Here is a 19,903-nt window from a genome sequence, read left to right as displayed (position 1 = left end):
ATCCAAAAGATACGGCTTATTTCGCAGCCTTGTATCCCTCTAAAAAGTAAACTGGTAGTTTACGTTAGGAAAAAATCCGATCTGGTTAATGTCCGACACGGTACCGGTAGTCGTGTTAATTCTCTTCAGGTAGATGTTTTTCCTGGCCGTTACGTTCTGAAAATCCATAAAGAACTTCTGGGTGGTACGTCCCATCTCCCAGGTGAAAGATATTTTAACGTCCCAGCGAAAATACGCGCCATAACGTTTCGCGAACGTCTGCGTATCATCATACACAGCATAACCTTTGGCCACCGTTTCCTGTACATCGAACGGTGTGTACCATTGTCCGCCGGCGAGCGACACCTTCGTATCGGCACCGAGTGTAAAACCCGGCTTCAGCGTCCACTCCTTGCCGCCAAGCAAATTTGTAACGAACTGTGAATTGAACGCGGTGTTGCGCCATACGCCGTCGCTCGGGCGGTATTTGGAATTGAACAAACTTTGTGTAAACAGGATGTAAAAGCCTTTATGCAGGAACTTTTCCGCCGTAATTTCCACCCCATAATTTTTTCCCTTACCCTGGTTATGCAGCCATGGTTTATCCGGGAAGCCGAATTGCGCGCCGGTATTTAACATACTGAAGGCCGACGCCGTCCTCTCTACAGGGATGTCGAACAGGTGCTGGTAGTAAGTTTCGAGGCGGATGCGGAAACGCTCGCCTGCATTGTATTCATATCCCAACACGGCATGCCCACTGCGACTGAAGCCAAGGTCTTTATTACTCAGCTGCCCGTCCGCCTCGCTGAAGTACACTTCGAGCGGCTGCATCTGGCTATGCAGGCCCAGCCCCATACTAAAGCCATGGCCCGAATTAGCGGTGTATTTTAAGTTGAAGCGAGGCTCCACCGCCATCGCTTTATTCAATACGAAGTATTGCGAGTATACGCCAAGGTTCGCCGTTAACTGGCTGCTTAACCGATGCTGCCAGTTGATCCAGCCACGCAGCAGGTTTGTGTGCTGGCGGCTGTTCATGTACACCGACATCGTAGAATCCCCGTCCTTAATAAATTCCTGGTTTAACGAAAGGTCCATAAAGTCGCCCGTTACCCCGCCGCTTAACTGGTGGCGGGAGGATATGCGGTGCTCCAGCTGGTACCCCACGCTCGTCTTCACCTGGCGGGTGTCCACATCCACCGAAGGTTTCAACGGTTCGTCTTCCTTCACGATCCATTCGAGGGCGGTGTTTTGTGCGTACGACAAGGCTACAAAGGCACGGCCGAAGGTATTGCGACCGAGGTTGTAACTATGCGTGAGGCCCACCACGCCTGTTTTGGAGCGATAATCACGATCGCGGTCTTTGTTATCACTGCCGTACAAACCCGTGGTATCGTCATCCGGCCCGAAATGTATTTTACTTACCCCGCCGATGGCAAACAGGTTGAACGTGCCGGCCTTTGCGGTGGGGATGTGCACTTTAAGGTTAAGGTCCTGGTAATACGGCACCGTGGCACCTGTACCTACGGAGAGGCCCAGCGACTGTATAACGGCTACGGTAGAATATCGGTAATCGGCCAGGAAAGAGGCTTTGCCAGGCTTGCCGATAGGGCCTTCCGCCGCTGCTTCGAAACCATTGAAGCCTACTTCTGCGAGGAACTCATATTTATCTTTATTACCATTACGCATGCGCAAATCGAAAGCACCGGCCAATGCATTGCCATATGGCGAAGGAAAAGCACCAGTCATAAAGTCGGAGCTGCGCAGCGTATTGGGATTCAAGATGGTAACCGGCCCGCCGGAGGCACCGAGTGTACTGAAGTGGTTCGGGTTGGGAATATCCACACCCTCCATGCGATATAGAACGCCATTAGGCGAGTTACCACGGATCACGATATCATTACTGGCATCATTACCGCCGATCACCCCGGCAAAGTTCTGCGCCATACGCGAAGGATCGTTACGGCTGCCTGCATACCGCATGCCTTCGTCCATATTAAGCGGGCGTGCACTTACCTGCGCCAGTGGATTGATAGCATCATGCCTGCCACGCGCCGTAACGGTGTAATCTTTCAACCGCACCACCTGCTCGGCCAGCGACAGCTCCAGTACGGTTTCTTTACCGGCGTTTACCTCTACGTTCTGTAAGGTCATTGGTTCATAACCGATCAGCGAAAGCTGGATCGTATACCTGCCCGCAGGTATGCCTGTGATCTTAAACTGCCCCTGCGCATCGGTGGCCGTGCCGGACTTGTTGATCTGAACAGTAACGCCGGGTAAGGGCATGTGTGTATGGCGGTCTGTCACTACGCCTTTTACGTTTTGTGTAGCAGGAGCCTGTTGACACAGGCTGGAGAGGGGGAATAACAGGGCACAGGCCCAAAGCAATGGCTTCATTCGTTTTTTATGCAAAATTGGCGCATTCTACCGCCTTTAGCGAGCTAAACGGGACCAGCAGTATAAAATGCGGCATGAAGTGACAATTTACCCGGTCGGGCGTTAGTAGAGATGAAGGAAGAGAAGGAAGATGAAGAAATCGTCGCAACGGCGGCCGGAGAGTGGACCTGCAGCTGATAACCAAAGCGTAGCAATTTCGCCAGGGACATCTATAAAAAAGGGCCGACCACAGCTAATGGTCAGCCCAATACGATGTTATATGTTCTAATTCAGATACTGTTCAATTACTTCCAGGAATTTACGCGATACGAATGGCTTTTCGATAAAAGCAGATGCACCGGCCCGCATGGCCTGCGTTTCCAGATCGGACGCGCCGGAGACGACGATTACCGGGATGGTGGCGGTTTGCGGACTGTTTTTAAGATGGCGGCAAATCTCTACAGGTGATAAAGTAACGAACTGGCTGTTGATAATAAAGAGATCGGGCATCACGAAATCGAAACGCAATAACTGGATGTCGGTGGTCAGCACGCTTACTTCATAGCCTTTTTCTGTCAACAGTTCCTTGTAAAAACCAACACTTTCGATATGTCTCTCTATGATCAATATTTTCTTCTTCATGATATAAGTAACACGGCGGCCCATCGGGCACGTTCCATTCTGCGTATTTGTATGTTGTGCGATAATAGTTGCAGTCTGCTTTAAAAAGGCAGTAATTCAAACCGTAAGCAGGTGGAGGAAATCACGTGAGCAGGGAGCAGTGTCGGAGAAATATCTTTTCGGGCGGATAAACGGGTTGCAGTAAAACAGGCCAGCGGTCCAACTGGCAAAGGGCAGCCAGGCGATGCCGGAAGAAATGTGCTACGGGCAGCACTACATCCTTGAAACTAAACAGGTTGCTGGAAATTTCCGCTTTGGAAACGGATGCGTCCTGCGTATGCTGTCCCTGTTCGTCGCGTTTGCGTTGTTTGCAGAGCAGGCGGGTGAGGTTATTATCTTCCTCGATCAGGCGCTGCATGCAGATGTTATGCGTCGCCAGCGTGAGCATAGAGCCTATAAAGACTATCTTGAAGGCAAAAGCCAACAACAGCAGATAGTTTTGATATATTCTCCAACTTTTCATGATAGTAGTCCCGCAGGAACACGAAAGTAGTAATTATCGGGGGTAAATACTAATCGCGGGAGTACAAATAGGATACTACTTCGGCAATTGCGGGCGTGGCACGCGGTATGAGGTGCTGGTGCTAATCGCGTGCAGAAAAGCGACGACAGCTTCTCTTTCCTGCACGGTCATACCGAGCGGTTTGAGTATCGTGCTGGTTTCGGGGAAGAGTGTATCGCCTATCTGCGAGTCTTTCCGTTTGGTGCGGGCGCCGCCAGCATTGTACAGACTTACGATCCCTTCGAGGTCGTCGAACAAACCGTTATGCATATACGGACGGGTAAGGGCTACATCGCGCAGGGAAGGTGTGCGGAAGCGGCCAACGTCTTCTTTTTTGTGGGTGATATTATAAAGGCCGAGGTCCTGGAACTTACGTTGGTAATAGGCCAGGCCGATGTTATGAAACTTGTTATCTGTAAAGAACGGGCCGTTATGGCAGTTCATACAACGAGCTTTAGTGCGGAAAATATGCATGCCCAGTACCTGCTGATCGCTCATGGCGTTGTACCTGCCGGATACGAATGCATCGAACGGCGCCCTGCGGCTGGTGATGGTCTTTTCGTACATGGCCAGTGCTTCCGCGACGTGTTCCAGTTCGATGGTTTTGCCGCCAAATACCGACTTGAAGCGTTGCTTATATTCAGGAATGCGGGCAAGTTCCTCTCCCAGTGCGCCGGGCAGCTCGTGCATTTCAATATCGTTGGAAAGTGGCGCCAGTACCTGTTTTTCGAGGCTGTTTACGCGACCGTCCCAGAAGAACGATTTGTACTGCCATACGTTAAACAGCGAGGGTACGTTTCTTTCACCCAATGCATGATCGTGACCGATGCCGGTGGTACGACCGTTGCTCCAGCCCAATTCGGGCTCGTGGCAGGTAGCGCAGGAAATCTGGTTGGAGCCGGATAACCGGGGCTCGAAGAAAAGCATTTTGCCCAGGGCGGCCATTTCTTTAAGGGAGGAGTCTTCGGCGAAGGGCGATGGCGGCAATACGGCCATTTCTTCGAATTGGATGGAATCGTCTACATGCGCGCGTGGCCACTCGGCCACAGGCCGGGCGTACAGGGAGCGGATGCTGTCGAGGTACGATTGAGCGAGGGGCTCATCCGGCATGGTAGTACCGGTAAACGCATATCCCGCAAACATAACAAGTGCAATCCCACTGAGAACGAGCATTTTCTTCATAGCTTCCAATCTTAAATACCTGGCTGAGTTGGCACGCCAGGCCCGAAAGCCGCAAATTTAAGACAAATTTGCCGGGCGGCTGATGTCGGATCGGGAAAAAATGGTTTAATTTCCCGGCCTCAAACCAACAGGAAACATGAAAAGATACGGGATCATGCCAGCCATTGCGCTGTTTTCATTAGCCTTTACCGCCTGCAAAAGCACCCAGCAGGGAGGCGCCCCCAAGGGGAAACTGGTCACTACCATGTCTGTAGCCCCACAAATCGGTGCCGAAAAACCAGTGATGCTTCATTTTGTAGTGTACAATCCGACTAAAACCGAACTTCAGTTCTGCAAGTGGCACACGCCCTTCGAAGGCTTTATGAGCTCCTTCCTGGATGTGAAGACAGCAGGCGGACAACCGGTAGATTATCGCGGTGCCATGGCCAAACGCATCATGCCGCCACCGGCTGAAGCGTATATCAAAGTACCTGCGCGCGACAGCGTGTCGGTAGATATTGACCTGAGCAAAGGGTACAACCTGGCTGCTCCGGGACTATATTCGGCTACTTACCAGGCCAGCGGGATGAGCGGACTGGAAAAAGTGAATGATATTACCTTTACGATTACACGATAACCAGGAAAAAGGGGCTGTATCAAAAGTAGTTGGATGGACATGAGCATCGCATACATGAAAAATCACGCCATCGGGCACCAAATAACTCTTGATACAGCCCCTTTTGTTTTATGCGGATAGATACGCTGCCAGCTTCTTCAGCGAACCGCCAAAGCCCTGTTGCATGCTTTCGTTCAGGGAACGGAAAGCTGCCGCCTCCACCTCGTTGGCCTGCACCGGCACACCCGTCACATCGATCTTTGTTTTACCGCTCGCCTCCGTAAACCGGAACGTATACTCTATTTCCCGCGGGAAGTTGGGAAACGGCGCCGGTACTACATTGGCGTTCGCATCGGTAAAAGCGATCGTAAATACCAGCAGGTTGTGCGGTTGAATAGTCTTATATAAGAAGCGGGCGTACATCGTGCCCTGCTCCGACTCCATCCGGTAATGGAACGTACCACCGGGGCGGAAGTCCAGCGAGATGGTTGTATTACGACTGTTTGTGGGTCCCCACCATGCATTGAGGGCTTCTTCAGTAGCAAAGGCGTCAAATACCATTGCCTGCGGCGCATCGAATTCGTGCGCCAGCTTAAATACATGCTGACTCATTTTTTAGCATTTTTAGTTTTCTGTAGATATTGATCGAGTGCCTGGAACTTGCCTGTCCAGAATTGCCGGCAATGCGCTATCCATGCTACTACCTCGTCCAGCTGCGTTAACTGTGCCTCGCAGAAGCGTTCCCTCCCCTGCTTTTTTACGATGATGAGGCCACATTCCTCCAACACCTTTACGTGCAGCGATACCGCCTGGCGGCTCACCGGAAAGTGTTCGGCTATTTCGTTAACGTTCAGCGGGCGCTCGGCCAGCATCAGAATAATATCCCTCCGGGTGGGATCGGCAATTGCCTGAAATACGTCACGTCTGACTTCCATATATGCAAGTATCTGCTTGCAAATATAAATGCAAGCATTTACTTGCACAAATAAATTTTATGGTTCAATGAGGTTATCAGAAAGCGTAAATGAAAGGCACTCCGGCAGGGTTAACTAAAAGCCAGGGGAAGGCCTGTCAGGTATATATGAATAAAAAAGGGCTGACCACGATTTCCTGGTCAGCCCCTCTTCCACTACAAGGTATTAAAAGTTTACCCCTACGCTCCCACCGATCGTATACCGATCGTTGAAATCGTAGCTGCCCGTCTTCACATACCTGCCGTACGCTTTCAGGAACAGGGTTTGTTTGCCGCTTTCTTTCAGGCGGGTTGACCAGGTTACGGGCAATTCCGCTTTTACATAGTCGGATGCCATATAGCGGTAATCATTTGTTTCCAGCTCCGTTACCGTCGGGTAGTCGGGATGCGCGCCGTTGTATTCGTAAGCCGCGGAAAAGTTGCGGTTGTAACCGATGCTGAGGCCTACCAGCAGGCGGGCGTCTTTGTTGCCGGGTAATACGAAGTTCATTTTACCACCGATTTCGCCATTCAGGTTTTCGGTCTTCTTAAAGGAGTAAGGCAACAGGTACACATCATCTAACTTCGTGTAGGCACCGGAGATATCGGCCATCCATTTATACTCGCGGCCGCGTTTGGCACCGATGCGGTACATGGCGGTCGCCTGTTTGCTGGCGAAAGTAGAGCGCACATATTTGGCGAGCGACTTCCAGCCGGCAGTGGGTATACGTTCTGTTGTATACTGGATGCCATCCATATCGCGCTGCCTGTATTGCAGGGCCAGCGTGTGTAACAGGCCCGGCGTTTCGTTGGTAAGCGTAACGCCTGCATTCCATGACTTGCGTAGTATGGTAGCTCCGTCGCGCGGAATGGTGAAGGATACATGGAGGTCTTCGGCCTCGATTTTGTAACCGGCGTTTACAAATACGCCGATGTAGCCGCGGTAAGCGTATTGCAGCGATCCGCCCCAGGCGTCGCCTTCATAGTTGTTGGTACGACCGCCGCCCAGCAGGCTTACTGCCGTTCCCAAACCGTACAGTTCGTAATAGGTTTGATCAACGTAGACGTTTACGTTGGACATGGAGCCTTCTTCTTTCGTGTTGCTATAATCGAGGTTGAAGCCGATATGCTGCCTGTCCGACAAAGCATACACCACACCCGGCGTTACCCGGATGGAGTAGAAGTAGTTCTCCGTGCGGATGTCTCGCTGCTTCGCACCGCTGGACGCCTGGTATTGCGCGCCCAGTCCGAACGACCAGCGACCGTAAGCACGGGTGGTAGCATTGAACTGCAGATCGTAGCGCTGGATGCTCCAGTCACTGGCGTTAAGATCGGCCACGATGAACGGCATTCCGCGAAAGGGATCGATGATGGAAGCGTTGAACTTCGCATCTTTCACCGCATCTCTTGTATAACTGAATTTACCGGAAAGGTAGAAGCTGTCGGCATACAATGCTCCTTCGGTTTGCACGAACTGGCGGTTGCCGGAAGCACCTTCCTGCGGGCGACGGAAATCGCCGTTGTAAGATTCGTAACCTGCGTTTACATGCGAATAACGGATGGGCGCATCGAGTTTCAGACCGGCCGGGTTGCCAGACTGTTCCCACAAACTGTTTTGGCGGCGCCATTCCAGCGAAGCGGGTGTATTCCCTGCATCCTGCGCTGCCGTGGCCTGACAGGCGGCGGCCAGCGCCACGGTGATATATAATTTCTTCATGAGTGTGCTGTTTTGATGCGTTAGTTCATATGGTTCCAGAACGGCATTTTAGCCCCGTGGCGCCTGAATTGTGGTACTACCCCACGTTCGAAGTCATCGGTACTGTTGTTGGTATCGGTGTAAATCGGTGTACCGTCGGCATTTACAGCACCTACTTTACGGGCAACACCCTGTGAGTTATAGGTAGCGCCAACATACGTCATACCCGCATCTAACACGGATGGTACACGTTTGTTAGCGATGGAGTTCTGGTTATTACCTGCTTCTACCGCATCTAAAATATACCGGATGGGAATTTTTGCATATTGCTGTGTGGCCGTTGCGTTGGCGAGGTTACGCGTTCTTAATTCGGCATTGTTCACCGGATCGTAGGTTTCACCCGCCGGTACGCGGAAGATCACGTACGCACCACCGAACACTGATACCAGGTATTGCGGCAATGTGCCTTTGGAGGCACTGGCATTGTAAAATACATGCGTCATATCTACCGCAGGCTGGTCCGGGAAGTTAGGGTTGTTCATGTTGAACTCGAACTCCGCAGGGAAACAGTTGATCGGTGACGCAGGGCTGTATTGCGGTAACTGGTGATTAGCCGCCCATTGTGCAATGGAGAACGATTCGCCCGGTTGCAGTGGGTATTCGGTACCGTTGCCGGGAATTTTCCAGATACGTTCAGCATAAGCGTACTGGTTACCATCCGTTGCGGGCCATGTCGGCATATTCGTCGTCACAGCACTGGGCATCAAGTTGGCGAAACAAAGCCCATCCAGGTAAATCACTTTATCAGAATTGTTATAGATCTCGTAAAACTGGTTACGGAAGTAGAAAGGATTCGTACCTGCGAAGAATATTTCTGAAAATACCAGCGGACTTACTTTCAGGCCGCTCACTGAAATCTCCAGCTGCTCATTGTTTTTAAAGATGGCATAGTTGATCTTACTGCCATTCAGGTAATACGTTTCACCGTCGGCGCCTTCTACTCTGCCGGATACGTTAATGCTGTACATACCGGGAATCAGCCCTTTAATAGGCGTAGCACCCGCACCCAGTTCCGCTTCGAGCCGGAAGCCTTCCGCAAAGTTCTCGAACACGACTTTTAATCCTTCGGTGGCCACGCCGGACATTTCGGTGGATGCTGTGACGGACACGGTGTAGGCGCCTACCTTTTCCGCATCCAGCGCGTCGTTTATTTTTTCACAGCCAGCCAGCAATACGGGTATGGACAGGGCTGCTATTAATTGTTTTATGTATTTCATGGTTGCCTGTTATAGTGTTAACGATAATTCCAATCCAAAGAAGAACTGGCCGCCTCTTTTCACAAAGTTACCCGGCGTACGTTTAGACTCCGTGATCTGGTAGTGCCTGAACATGTTGTTCGCAAAGAATGATACACGCAGGTATTCCGCTACTTCTTTGGTAACGTTGATATTAAACGTGAGCAAAGGAGGATATGATTCTTTGATGGACGTAGCGCGGTTTACAGGACGCAGCAGGGTTTTAAACTCCGGCTCCTGCGACTTGGAAGGATCGAAGTCATACACTTCTCCGTCATCTTTAGAAATGTATTTTACCGGGATGGAATCATTACCGAACACGTTCCAGTTACGATCGTTCCAGATCACTTGTGTTGTGAAGGTGATCACAAAACCGATACGCGGAATGTTATGGGTAGCGCGTAAGCTGGTGACTACGGTTTCGTCGTTACGTTTCACCATGCCTTTCTCATACAGTCCCACATGGGTCCTTGACGCGCCGGCATTGCTGCTCTGGTCGTCGTAGAAGGTGTAGTTGTTGCTGTACGTCTCGGTGCGCATCCAGGCGCCGTTGGCAGCAAAGGAGGTGCGGATGGATTTAAAGCGACCCAGGTTCAGGTCTGCTTCCAGGCCTTGTGTTTTGGCCACCTGGTTGTTGGTGGGCGTATAGAACGACGCCAGTACGCGGTTGCTCGCCGTAAGGTTGTACACCGGCGATGTAGCACCGGCCACACGGGTGTATTCATTGAACATCACCGGTCGGAAGGTATTGAGTGAATTATCCATACCATACCCGTTCTTCAACGTTTCCCGAAAGCCGGTCACCCGTAATGACGCCTGTTTCACATTCAACACCAGTCCAATTTCCGCTTTCTCGTTTTTCGCGATTTCCAGGTCGTTGTTCTCTGTATTGAAAACATGTGTGGTGGTCATCAATACACGCTGGTCGGCCGGAATGCTTTCGTTCGCCAGTTCGTTGATGTTTACGTATTCGAAGAAAGCATTTTCAGGATGCAGGTACAGGATAGAGGGGGCTTTGGCCAGTTGTCCCCAGGCACCGTTAATGCTCAGCCAGCCGGGAATCAGTTCTATGTTCGCGTTAATACGGGGCGATATGGCATTGCGGTCGCCACTGAACCGGTCGTAGCGGACACCAGCTGTTACATCCAGCCTGTTACCACCGATGTTGGCGCTGAAGTTCTCCTCTGCAAACAAGCCAAATTGGGTGAGTGCAGGAATATCTTTATAAGCCCTTGTTCTGAAAGAAGCGTTGAGGGCCGATAGGTTACGGTATGGCGGAGTGCTGTCTGCAAAGGTTTTACCTGCGCCATAGTTTTTATCTGATTTGAAGTCTGCACCCACTAACCAGCGGTGGTCGGTATTACCAATCTTGTTGAAGAAAGTGGTAGCCGCTTTAAAGTAAGTATTAAACTCTTTGCCGTCGATGTTATATCGACCTACATAAGTACTGGGCAGGTACACGGCGTATTTGTCACCATCTGACCCATTCAGTTTATTCCCCTGCGCGTCTACCGCATCCAGCCCCGGACGGTTAGTCAGAATGGTACCGTCCACAGTCGTCATGGAGTAAGGTGCGTTAGCGGCCGTGTATTGCGTTTCGTAGTAGCTCGACTTATCCGTTAAGCCTACCCTCGCTACGTAGTCAAGCTTACGTAACCACAGGTTTTCGAACGAAAGATTACCACGGGTGTTGAAGATGAAGCCGAGATCGCGGCCGCTGGATGCCGTTTTAGTCACCTGGTCATCCGGGTTACGTTTGCGGGTATCTTTTCCGTAGATAAGATCCAGCGCGGTGGTGGAGGACAATATTTTAAAGAAACGATTCGAGTATAAAGCCCTGCCGGTGAAGCGCTGGTACGTGAGATATTGCTGTACCGGATCATTGGTGTTATAGGCATAGTCCATACCGAGGTTCAGCGCGCCATTTTCTTTACCCAGGTCCATCCCTTTGTTGGCAGATACCTGGTACACGTTCGGGTTTACCCTCGCCTGTACACTCAGGGGCTGTGCGCCAGCCTTCGTGTTCACGATTACCACACCTGCGGTTACATCGCCATACTCTACACCCGGTACGCCGCGAATCACTTCCACCGATTCTACGTTGTTCATAGAAATACCCCTTACGTCGAAACCTGCGTTGGGAGATGCACCGCCGGCCAATGCACCGGTGGCGCCAGCTACTGCGGGCGACATGGTTTGCATGTTGGCGTTGTTCGACATGGGCGCGCCGTTCATCATCACCGTGGTGCCAAAGGCATTGAGGTCGGATGCGGCCGAGCCTACGCTGCGGATGTTGATCTGTTTCGCGTTCGTGAGGTTCGGATTCACCGTTATGCCACCCGGCAGCAATGCCATCACGTCTGCCAGGCTGTTCGCCTGCAAGTGATCGATCGCCGTGCGGGAAATGCGGGAAGAAGTGCCACTGGTGCCTGTACCAGGGCGTGCAGTGATCTGTATATCCGCCAGGCGGAAGTCAGATGTTTGCATCTGCAGATCAAGCGTTACATCACTATTTACCGTAATCGTGCTGTCGACGTTCACTTTGCCGATGTACCGGATGCTGATCATTGTTTTACCGGCAGGTACGTTCTGTAGTTCAAAACGACCCTGGCCATCTGTTTGTGCGGCAATACCATAAGCCGGCAACGATACAGAAGCATAGGGAAGCGCCTTTTTTGTATTGCCCACGGTGGTTTCACTCACCACCCCGGACACCTTGTAGGTGGCCGTGTTGCGGCGCTGGGCTGACAGAGCGCCGGCGGTCACCAGCAGCAAAAGTATGCCCGCTATTACATGGCGTGTAATTGTAAAGAATTGTTCCATAAGTGTTTTTTAGCGGGACTAGTGGCTATGCCCCATATTTTCTGGATTGATCATTATATGCGCTTTGTAAGTACCGGCGCCCATCAGCCAGGGCATGCCCGGGATGTTGGGTTCTGTCGGCATACCGGTGCTGGCGGCCGTAGCATAGGGAATGTATACTACATAACGGCGCTGCCCGTTCTTGATTTCGCCGGTTTCAGGTATCAGCTCCTCATCTTTACCCCAGTAACCATACAAAATGGTAGGGTCTTTCGGGAAAGGCAGTTTGCCTGATTTTATCTCCGCTTCGCGAATAGTATCTTTCTCATTGATGCGTTTACCCAGTGCGGCCAGCTCCCTGCCGCGGGCCATGAACGGCTCCAGGCGTTTGGGATAGGCATATACGTAAATACCCAGCTGTTTGGGATTTGGCGCCAGGCAAATCATGTCGTTGGAGCCTTCGCGCAATGTGATCCACTTACCTTCGGGCGACACGCCAATTACGGTAGCACTGTCGCGATATTCTTGCGGAGCCGCCATCAGCGCTGCACGGATCTGTACATCGGCTGGCAGAATGGCTTTCTTTTTAACCTGCGCGAACGAGAGTTGCGACAGCAGGCAGAGGGATATTACCGGGAGTAATCTTTTCATCTTCGTTGGTTAGAATGGCTTACATAAAGAGGCGTAAATTCTTGCGAGCCTGTTTTTTCAGTTCTACAGAATAGTTATTGTCCGCACCAATTTCTTTACAGAGGGTTACGATCTCTGCCTTTCTCCACGAGCGCGGGAACCAGCTCAATGCCTCCAGGGCCGCCAGTCTTAACGCCTCGCTGCTCTTTGCATCTTTCACTACCGTTACCAGTGCCGGCACCGTCTGGTGATAGCGATAAGCGCGCATGGTCGTGATCTCGAACAGGCGTACTTTATCGGTTTTGGAGTTATCGAGAATGGTGTCGATCATCTCCTTCACCTTCTTTTCGTTCGCGCGGATCGACTTCTCCAGTTCGGCACGGGTAGCAGCAAAGTGTACCATGGTGCTGTCGTTGATCTGCTTATTGATCTCCTGCAGGGCCAGGTCGGCATTAATAAAGGTGAGTACCCCACGCAGTTTGAAGGCGATCCTTTCGGAGTGATAATCGTTGACGATCATGTTCACCACCGGCGCTACAAACTGGTCGCCACCATCTTCGGTAATTTCGTACAGCGCCCTGCGGCGGATGAACTCGTATGGATCGGTCGTGGCCGCTTTCAGCACCGCGAGGAAGTCTGCATTATCCAGTTTCTCCAGTTGGGAGAAAGCCTGCATACGCGTGGTTTCGTAAGGTGATGTGAAGTACGCGTTCTTTAATAATTCGGAATATGCCCTGGCATCCATTTGCGCCCCCAGGTAAATGAGCGCCAGCGCACGCAGGTCGGCATCCGGCTTTTGCAGCAGGGCTTTCCAGTAGCTTACCGGTTGTTTAACAGTAATGGCGGCGTTTACATCCGGACTGTTACTGTTACGGGCAAACGCAAAAGTAGGATCGCCCATCATATGCGTTTCTAAATACGCTACGTGTTTGAACCAATTACCCATACGCGCACCATGTTGCATGATACCCATCAGCTGGTCGGGCCACAGGTCCTGCAGCACACCAATACTGTTCGCCACAGCAACGATGTTGCGGCCGCCGGAAAAGGGATAGTAACCTGCGATGTATTCGTCGAGGTGGAACGAACCGGTAAGACAGTTATCCAGCATCACGAAACGGGCATTGGGTTTCGTGTTAAGGATGTCGTCGATGTGAATGTCCTGGTTGCGGATGAACAGCGAATCCTGTTTGATCACTTCCGGGTCGAGCGCATTGTCCATCCAGGCCATGGGCACGCCCAGCCATTCCACGAAACCTTGTTTCGCCTTCTGCACATCGCGGCCGTCTTCTTTTGCGGCCTGTATTTTAGAACGCAGGTAACGCGTAATATTTTCGATAGATGGTGCCGGTGCAGATACATACGGATAACCATTGATCAGCTGCACATCCGTATCACCGTGACCGTGCATGATCGCAATATCCGTTTGCGGCTGTTTGAGGGCCGACAGCAGGCTGAACTTAAGGGCAGGATCATTCTGGAAAGAGAAGACCTTTACCTGGTGATTCGGCGTGAAAAGATCAGGAAACTGGCTGCGAAACGCCAGCAGCTCGCCGGTCTGCGAGTTGATCGACTCCGAATTATAACCATGTGCCGTAGAAATGAACACATCGTCGATCTTATTCTGTTGTTTCTTTTCATTTACCGCCTTTACGAGGTACTCCCCTATCAGCTGGTACTTGGTTTTACCCGCGATAACCGGCGGTTTGATGCGCGCGGTGTAAATATTCATATGGATCTGCTGCGCGCCATCAGGGCTGATGGAATAGTAGAAGTAATCCTTACGCGCCGTATCCTGTTTAATAAAATCAAACTCCAGTCCGAAGTCGTCATAGAAGCGATCGGATGGTACAGACGAACGCTGCCAGTTGATCTTCTGGTTCATCTTAAAAGTAGACGTGAGGTACTGTGCGTCGCGTACCATGGCGATAGGAATGTCGCCTACGAGCACCGCCCCTTCCAGCTGTTGGGGACGTGCATACAGTTCTTTCAGCAGCTTACGCAGTTCACCGGGATTGGCAAAGTTACCTGCCACGATGTACGTACCCAGCCCGGACTGCTCTACGGCTGTACGATAAGCATCAATTTCTTTTTTTACCTGTTGATACGTTTCCTGGTCTACTACGATCGCGAAACTGGTTTTCGACTTCACGGTAGGAGACTGGATTTGCTGCGCGGTGGCGGTTCTGCTTAAAAAAGCCACTCCAACTGCGAGCAGGCATGTCCGTTTGAAAAAACTCCATTTCATCTATATAGCTCTCTTTTGTTCTTCACTGATGATAAAATACACTCACGGAGGTTAACGAATGGAGAAGTTGGCAAAGCGCAAAATTACCGCGCTACTTCTTGTCTCGTTTACGCAAAGCGGAAAAATATAGGTCCGATTGGGAATCTCTTTAACATTTTTTTTGCAACGTTAGTGCATTTATATGGATTATGCTAATTAAATTTGATGGACGTATTCCCAACTCATATTCACACAAAGCATAATTGAATTATATTTGAAATATACTACTGTAGCGGGATAGCCAAGATCGCTTTGCCGGAACGCCCGGATTTACAGCGCTTTAGTGAAACAATACCCCTGAAGCCCCGTTGCAGTGGCCGTCTGGAAGAAAATAAGCTGGCAGCAACACACAATACGAGCGGTTGGCGGTCGTTATATCACCGAAAAACCGCCGGCCTCATGTGAGCCTGGCCAGAAAATTTAACTATGTCAAGATTGAAACAACTTATGCTAGCGTGTATCGCGGCGGCAGTGGTAGCTGTATGCTCCTGCCGGGCCGACAAGAGTGTAGACAAGCCCCAACCAGGCCCCGACACCGGGGGCAACGGAGGTCCAGACACGATCGTGCTGGCCAAAAACAAGCCACTTATCAAAGACTTCCTGGGCATTAACGGGCACTTTTTCTTTAAACCGGAGCTGTACAACCAGGTATCGCGCACGGTGCGTAACTACCATAACCTCGACTGGGACGTGGCCAATACGGGCGACCCTATTACGCTTCCCATGGCTGTTAACGGGGTGGATTGGAAAAACGACCTCTATAAGTTCTGGAAAGCCGCTGGCTTCCAGATCGACATCTGTATGCAATTCGGCAAGTTCGGCCCCGGTGAGAACTTTGCCAGTTACTGGAAAGGGAAAGAGCAGTGGGCATACGATTATGGCAAAGCGATGAGTAAGTACTTCGGGCCTTCGGGGACAGAAAAGCTGGCGACTTCCTTTGAAATTGATAACGAACCGGGCAAACGCGTAGACCAGACAGTATTCCGCAGCATTTTTAAGAAGATGGCACAGGGACTGCGTGATGGCGATGCACAGGCGAAGATCGTTACGCCTACCATCTGGGCGCGTAATGCAGACGATTATTCACAGGACGTACGCACGTTTTACGGTCAGGCCGATGTATTGCCACTGTACGACGTACTGAATGTACATACCTATGCAACTATTCCACAAGGTGCCGGCAACCCCAACCCCTGGAACCGCACCTACCCGGAAGATTCTACCGCTGCCTACCTGAAAACGGTGCAGGAAGTGATCAACTGGCGTAATACCAACGCTACCGGCAAACAAGTGTGGGTAACGGAGTTTGGATATGATGCCTGCACCCCGGGCGCTATGGCCAACCGAAAAGACTGGTTCCTGGAAATGGATTGGCAGGGCCACACCGACTTACAGCAGGCACAATACCTGGTAAGGTCGTTCCTCGCTTTCGCGCCGATGGACATTAACCGTGCTTACCTCTATTATTTTAATGATGAAGATGAAGCGGCATTTCACGCAGCATCTGGCCTTACGCGCAACTTTGTGCCTAAGATGTCTTTTTACGCAGTGAAGCAGTTCTATGAAGTGCTGGGTGACTATCGTTTTGCCCGCGTGGTGAAAAAAGATTACGGCCAGACTTACGTGTACGAATTCCGCAACGATGCCGATAAAAAGATTTGGGTGGCCTGGTCGCCAACCGGTGTAAAATCGCATGAGAAAAATGGTTATAAACCACGTACCGCGAAAGTAACACTGACCGTACCATCTAAGCCCATCCATGTAAAAAGCATGACCACCGCTACCGGACAAGCAACAGAAGCCGACTGGAAAGCGAGCGGCGACACCGCCATCGAGTTAACGATCGGTGAAAGCCCGGTGTACATTACGTTCTAAATACGAGCAACAACTAAAAGGGGGCTGACCATCATCATTTGGTCAGCCCCCTTCTAATTTCTGTACCAGGGGAAATACCAGGCTTTATCAAGGTCTGGGTATGAACAAAGATATATGGGTTATCGCGTAATGCTTACCTCTTTTACCATTATACCTATGAAGAAAGATCATTTCACTTCACTCACCCATCTTTCCGTGGCCTGCGTTTTCACCGGCTGCGCGGAAGCGGTAATCACCAGCGTTCCGCCCTTCACGATTTCCTCTTGCGTGAGATAATTGCGGGATAATACTTTGCCGTTCAGTTCCACTTTTGCGATGTATACGTTTTTATCGCTGAAATTATTCGTCGTAATCAGCAGCGGCTTTTTACCGGGCCATTGCAGTTTTACTTCCGGGAACAGCGGCACATTCAGATAATACACCGGCCAGCCGACACAGGCAGGGTGAATACCACAGGCGGCAAATACGAACCAGGCCGACATCGCACCGGCATCGTCATCCATGGTGCGAATGTAGCTTTGTGGCGTGTTTTTGTAGATGCGGTCTACAAAAGGATCGATGCCTTTGCTGTTATCGTTAAAGTAGTATTGGATCACGGTATCCACTGCGTAAGCGTGCATCAGCTGTTGCGACTTCCAGGGCTGACCGGTAGCGTTGTACATCAGCGGCGCCTGCAAATCCGGCTCGTTGGCGTGGTTGTACAAGTCGTTATCGAAGAAGTGGTCCAGCTGCTTTACGAACGTCTCCTCTCCTCCTGTTAAGCCGATAAGGCCTTTCACATCGAAGGGTACGAACCAGCGGTATTGCCAGATCGTGCCCTGGTACAGGCCGCGCGCCTGCATGCGGTCCACATCGTTTTTGGTGATATCGCGGAAGTCTTTGTTCCAGATGTTTTTGTAATTAAGCGCTTTGTTCATGTACCTGGCGGCAAGCTCCTTATCGCCGTTCATCGCGAGTATTTCAGCCAGGGCCCAGGTGTCGTAGCTCGCTTCCAGGGCCTTATCCGGTGTACCGAAATCGAGTCCGTCGGCTTCTTTGATCAGTTGTTCACGGATGGCGGCGATATCGATCCTGTAGCCTTTACGCAGTGCATCCAGCAATACAACCATGGCATGTTCGGTACGCACCGTGTTAGAAGGCTCTGTTTGGGTGGCGTAATCTTTCTTACCACGCAGGTACATTTCTGCAATGGAGTTCGCCATGTCGGCATACTTATCAGGATACATGAGTGATAACAATGGCAGCTGCGTGCGATAGTTATCCCAGATGGCCCAGCCGTTATAACGTTTGCCGCTCGTCTTTTGCAGGCTGCCGTCAGTGGCACGGTACTGCCCGTCCGGCTCAGATACATCGTACGGCGACTGCAACGTGCGATATAGCATGGAGTAGAACAGCGCCTCCCGTTCCTTATCCCCCTTTACGGAGATGCGGCCCAGCAACTGTTCCCAGCCTTCGGCGGCACGTTGGTGCGTGGTATTAAACGTAAGTGTGGACAATGCTTCCTGTGCTCTGGCTTCACTTACGGAAGATAAAGCCACGCGGAGCATGATATCGTTGGCGGCTTCCACCGGGATCACCTTTAAGGTATGGTCGCCGGTGCTGGTTACGGTCACGGGCACACTGAACTCCAGGCTGTAGTACAGTTTGTATTTGCCTGCATTACAGGTTGTTTTCGCTTCTACCCAGCCTTTGATGCTGTTGCCCTGCGCATTGTGCTGCTCCGCCACAAAATCGTTTGCCAGTGTATGCGACAGATCTATGGTAAAGCCTTTCGGTCCGGCAGGGAATTGATAATGATGTAAACCTGCTTTCCCGTATACGGTAAATGCTGCGCTGATCTTATTTGTAAACGTTACGCTGTAAGCGCCTGGAGAGCCGGCCTGCGCGAGTTTATGCAGTTTGCCGCTATCACTGGCTCCCACGAACGGCCGTACCAGGATGTTACCGCCACTGCCGCGGCAACCTACGCCTTCGAAGCAGGTGTGCGCAAAACCCAGGAATTGTTTCGCCGTGTATTCATACCCGGTATGAATAGCGGGATAGGTTTGCGGCACAATACTCAGCATGCTAAAGGGATACGACGCTGCGGGCGAAAGCTGCCCGTGGTCGCCGGAGGTACCCAGGAATACGTTTACCTGTGAGGTTCTTGGCTTTTCCTGTGCCCGGATGGGTAACGACAGCACCATTAAACACAGTGCCGTAAGCTTCAATCTGATCATCATTCGCTAATACTTCTTCTTAATAAAGCGCCCAAAGTACGAAGTAATCAGCGGGTGCGGGATGATGATCTGTTTAAATTTGATGAGCGGCTGAGAACGGCTTATCTTATCCGGGAGGATGGAGTTTACTTACACAACTGAGAGTGCCGCGAGGTGCGCAGCATCATTTACCTGCAACACTTTGTATTTGCCATTGGCATATTGCACCCGGTACAACCCGGTGTTCTGATGCCCGTAAGTACTCATCTGGCTCAACGGCGTTTCGTACAACAGGCATAACAGGATCAACAAGGCGCGGCCATGCATGCACACCAGCACCGTTTTTTCCTCGGTGTTAGCAACGATGGTATCCATCGCTGCCTTCAGGCGCAGGGCCGCCTGGTTCGGGCTTTCCCCGTTTTCAAAGGCCCGGTCGCATTCGCCTTTTAACCAGCAGGCGTTTACATCTGCGAAAGCTGTTTGCCAGTCGCCTTTGTTGTCGGCACCTTCCCACACGCCGAACGACAGCTCATCGAGGCCGTCGAGCTGCTCCCAGGGCAGGTTACTATCAATAAATTTCTTTACAGTCTGATGGGTACGTTTGAGCGACGAAGTATACACTTTGTCAAAGGGGATGTGTTTATAATACTCGTAGAACGCCTCGCCCTGGGCAATACCCTTCGGGTTGAGGTCTGAGTTAACACCGCGGCCCTGTACGATGCCGAGCCTGTTAAAATCCGTTTCTCCGTGCCTGATAATGTAAATCTCCTTTTCCATGGTACGCAAAGGTACGAAAAATGGAGGGTAGATTTGACGCTCAACGGCGCATAAAATGTTAATATACTATTACTTTCCA

The 19,903-nt window shown here is 51.2% G+C and carries 15 protein-coding genes; 2 read left to right on the top strand and 13 right to left on the bottom strand.

Annotation, left to right across the window (positions count from 1 at the left end; all coding sequences use genetic code 11):
- Nucleotides 1-39: 39 nt before the first annotated feature.
- From MKQ68_RS05185 to MKQ68_RS05170, 4 genes are all read right to left on the bottom strand, one after another.
- Nucleotides 40-2,373 carry a TonB-dependent receptor gene (locus MKQ68_RS05185; RefSeq protein WP_264282365.1) on the bottom strand — a complete coding sequence of 778 codons (2,334 nt, stop codon included), beginning with the start codon at nt 2,371-2,373 and terminating at the stop codon, nt 40-42.
- 264 nt (nt 2,374-2,637) lie between these two features.
- On the bottom strand, nt 2,638-2,994 hold the full coding sequence (locus tag MKQ68_RS05180) for a response regulator (protein ID WP_264282364.1): 357 nt from the start codon (nt 2,992-2,994) through the stop codon (nt 2,638-2,640).
- A gap of 121 nt (nt 2,995-3,115) precedes the next feature.
- The gene (locus MKQ68_RS05175) at nt 3,116-3,496 is read right to left on the bottom strand and encodes a hypothetical protein (RefSeq protein WP_264282363.1); all 381 of its coding nucleotides are present in this window, start codon (nt 3,494-3,496) and stop codon (nt 3,116-3,118) included.
- 75 nt (nt 3,497-3,571) lie between these two features.
- Entirely contained in the window at nt 3,572-4,717 is a 1,146-nt protein-coding gene (locus MKQ68_RS05170) for a cytochrome-c peroxidase (RefSeq protein ID WP_264282362.1), read from the bottom strand.
- Nucleotides 4,718-4,853: 136 nt separating this feature from the next.
- Between MKQ68_RS05170 and MKQ68_RS05165 the strand changes: the two genes are divergently transcribed.
- Nucleotides 4,854-5,333, top strand: a complete 480-nt coding sequence (locus MKQ68_RS05165; RefSeq protein WP_264282361.1) for a hypothetical protein — start codon at nt 4,854-4,856, stop codon at nt 5,331-5,333.
- Between the two features lie 108 nt (nt 5,334-5,441).
- Here MKQ68_RS05165 and MKQ68_RS05160 read toward each other — a convergent pair whose 3' ends face one another.
- The 7 genes from MKQ68_RS05160 to MKQ68_RS05130 form a co-directional block, all read right to left on the bottom strand.
- A complete protein-coding gene (locus MKQ68_RS05160) occupies nt 5,442-5,924 on the bottom strand; it encodes an SRPBCC family protein (RefSeq protein ID WP_264282360.1) in 483 nt (160 codons plus the stop codon).
- Nucleotides 5,921-6,247 (bottom strand): ArsR/SmtB family transcription factor, encoded by a 327-nt coding sequence (locus tag MKQ68_RS05155; protein WP_264282359.1) that lies wholly within the window; start codon nt 6,245-6,247, stop codon nt 5,921-5,923. The genes MKQ68_RS05160 and MKQ68_RS05155 overlap by 4 nt, the downstream gene beginning before the upstream one ends.
- 204 nt (nt 6,248-6,451) lie before the next feature.
- The gene (locus tag MKQ68_RS05150) at nt 6,452-7,981 is read right to left on the bottom strand and encodes a DUF6850 family outer membrane beta-barrel protein (protein ID WP_264282358.1); all 1,530 of its coding nucleotides are present in this window, start codon (nt 7,979-7,981) and stop codon (nt 6,452-6,454) included.
- A 20-nt stretch (nt 7,982-8,001) separates the two neighbouring features.
- A complete protein-coding gene (locus MKQ68_RS05145) occupies nt 8,002-9,237 on the bottom strand; it encodes a DUF4876 domain-containing protein (protein ID WP_264282357.1) in 1,236 nt (411 codons plus the stop codon).
- 9 nt (nt 9,238-9,246) lie between these two features.
- On the bottom strand, nt 9,247-12,078 hold the full coding sequence (locus tag MKQ68_RS05140; RefSeq protein ID WP_264282356.1) for a TonB-dependent receptor: 2,832 nt from the start codon (nt 12,076-12,078) through the stop codon (nt 9,247-9,249).
- Between the two features lie 18 nt (nt 12,079-12,096).
- Entirely contained in the window at nt 12,097-12,708 is a 612-nt protein-coding gene (locus MKQ68_RS05135; RefSeq protein WP_264282355.1) for a hypothetical protein, read from the bottom strand.
- Nucleotides 12,709-12,727: 19 nt separating this feature from the next.
- Nucleotides 12,728-14,839, bottom strand: a complete 2,112-nt coding sequence (locus tag MKQ68_RS05130; RefSeq protein WP_264282354.1) for a HEAT repeat domain-containing protein — start codon at nt 14,837-14,839, stop codon at nt 12,728-12,730.
- Between the two features lie 582 nt (nt 14,840-15,421).
- On the opposite strand from MKQ68_RS05130, the gene MKQ68_RS05125 reads away from it, so the two are divergent.
- Nucleotides 15,422-16,849, top strand: coding sequence for a glycosyl hydrolase (locus tag MKQ68_RS05125; protein WP_264282353.1), 1,428 nt, complete (start codon nt 15,422-15,424; stop codon nt 16,847-16,849).
- A 167-nt stretch (nt 16,850-17,016) separates the two neighbouring features.
- On the opposite strand, the gene MKQ68_RS05120 is transcribed toward MKQ68_RS05125, so the two are convergent.
- Together MKQ68_RS05120 and MKQ68_RS05115 are read right to left on the bottom strand one after the other, a co-directional pair.
- Nucleotides 17,017-19,071: a GH92 family glycosyl hydrolase gene (locus MKQ68_RS05120; RefSeq protein ID WP_264282352.1), complete on the bottom strand. Its 2,055-nt coding sequence runs from the start codon at nt 19,069-19,071 to the stop codon at nt 17,017-17,019.
- Nucleotides 19,072-19,197: 126 nt separating this feature from the next.
- Nucleotides 19,198-19,824 (bottom strand): histidine phosphatase family protein, encoded by a 627-nt coding sequence (locus tag MKQ68_RS05115; protein ID WP_264282351.1) that lies wholly within the window; start codon nt 19,822-19,824, stop codon nt 19,198-19,200.
- Nucleotides 19,825-19,903 lie beyond the last annotated feature (79 nt).

The sequence above is a fragment of the Chitinophaga horti genome (assembly GCF_022867795.2).
Taxonomy (GTDB): domain Bacteria; phylum Bacteroidota; class Bacteroidia; order Chitinophagales; family Chitinophagaceae; genus Chitinophaga; species Chitinophaga horti.
Note: the sequence above shows the minus strand (reverse complement) of the source record. Positions and strands in the feature narration are given on the sequence as shown.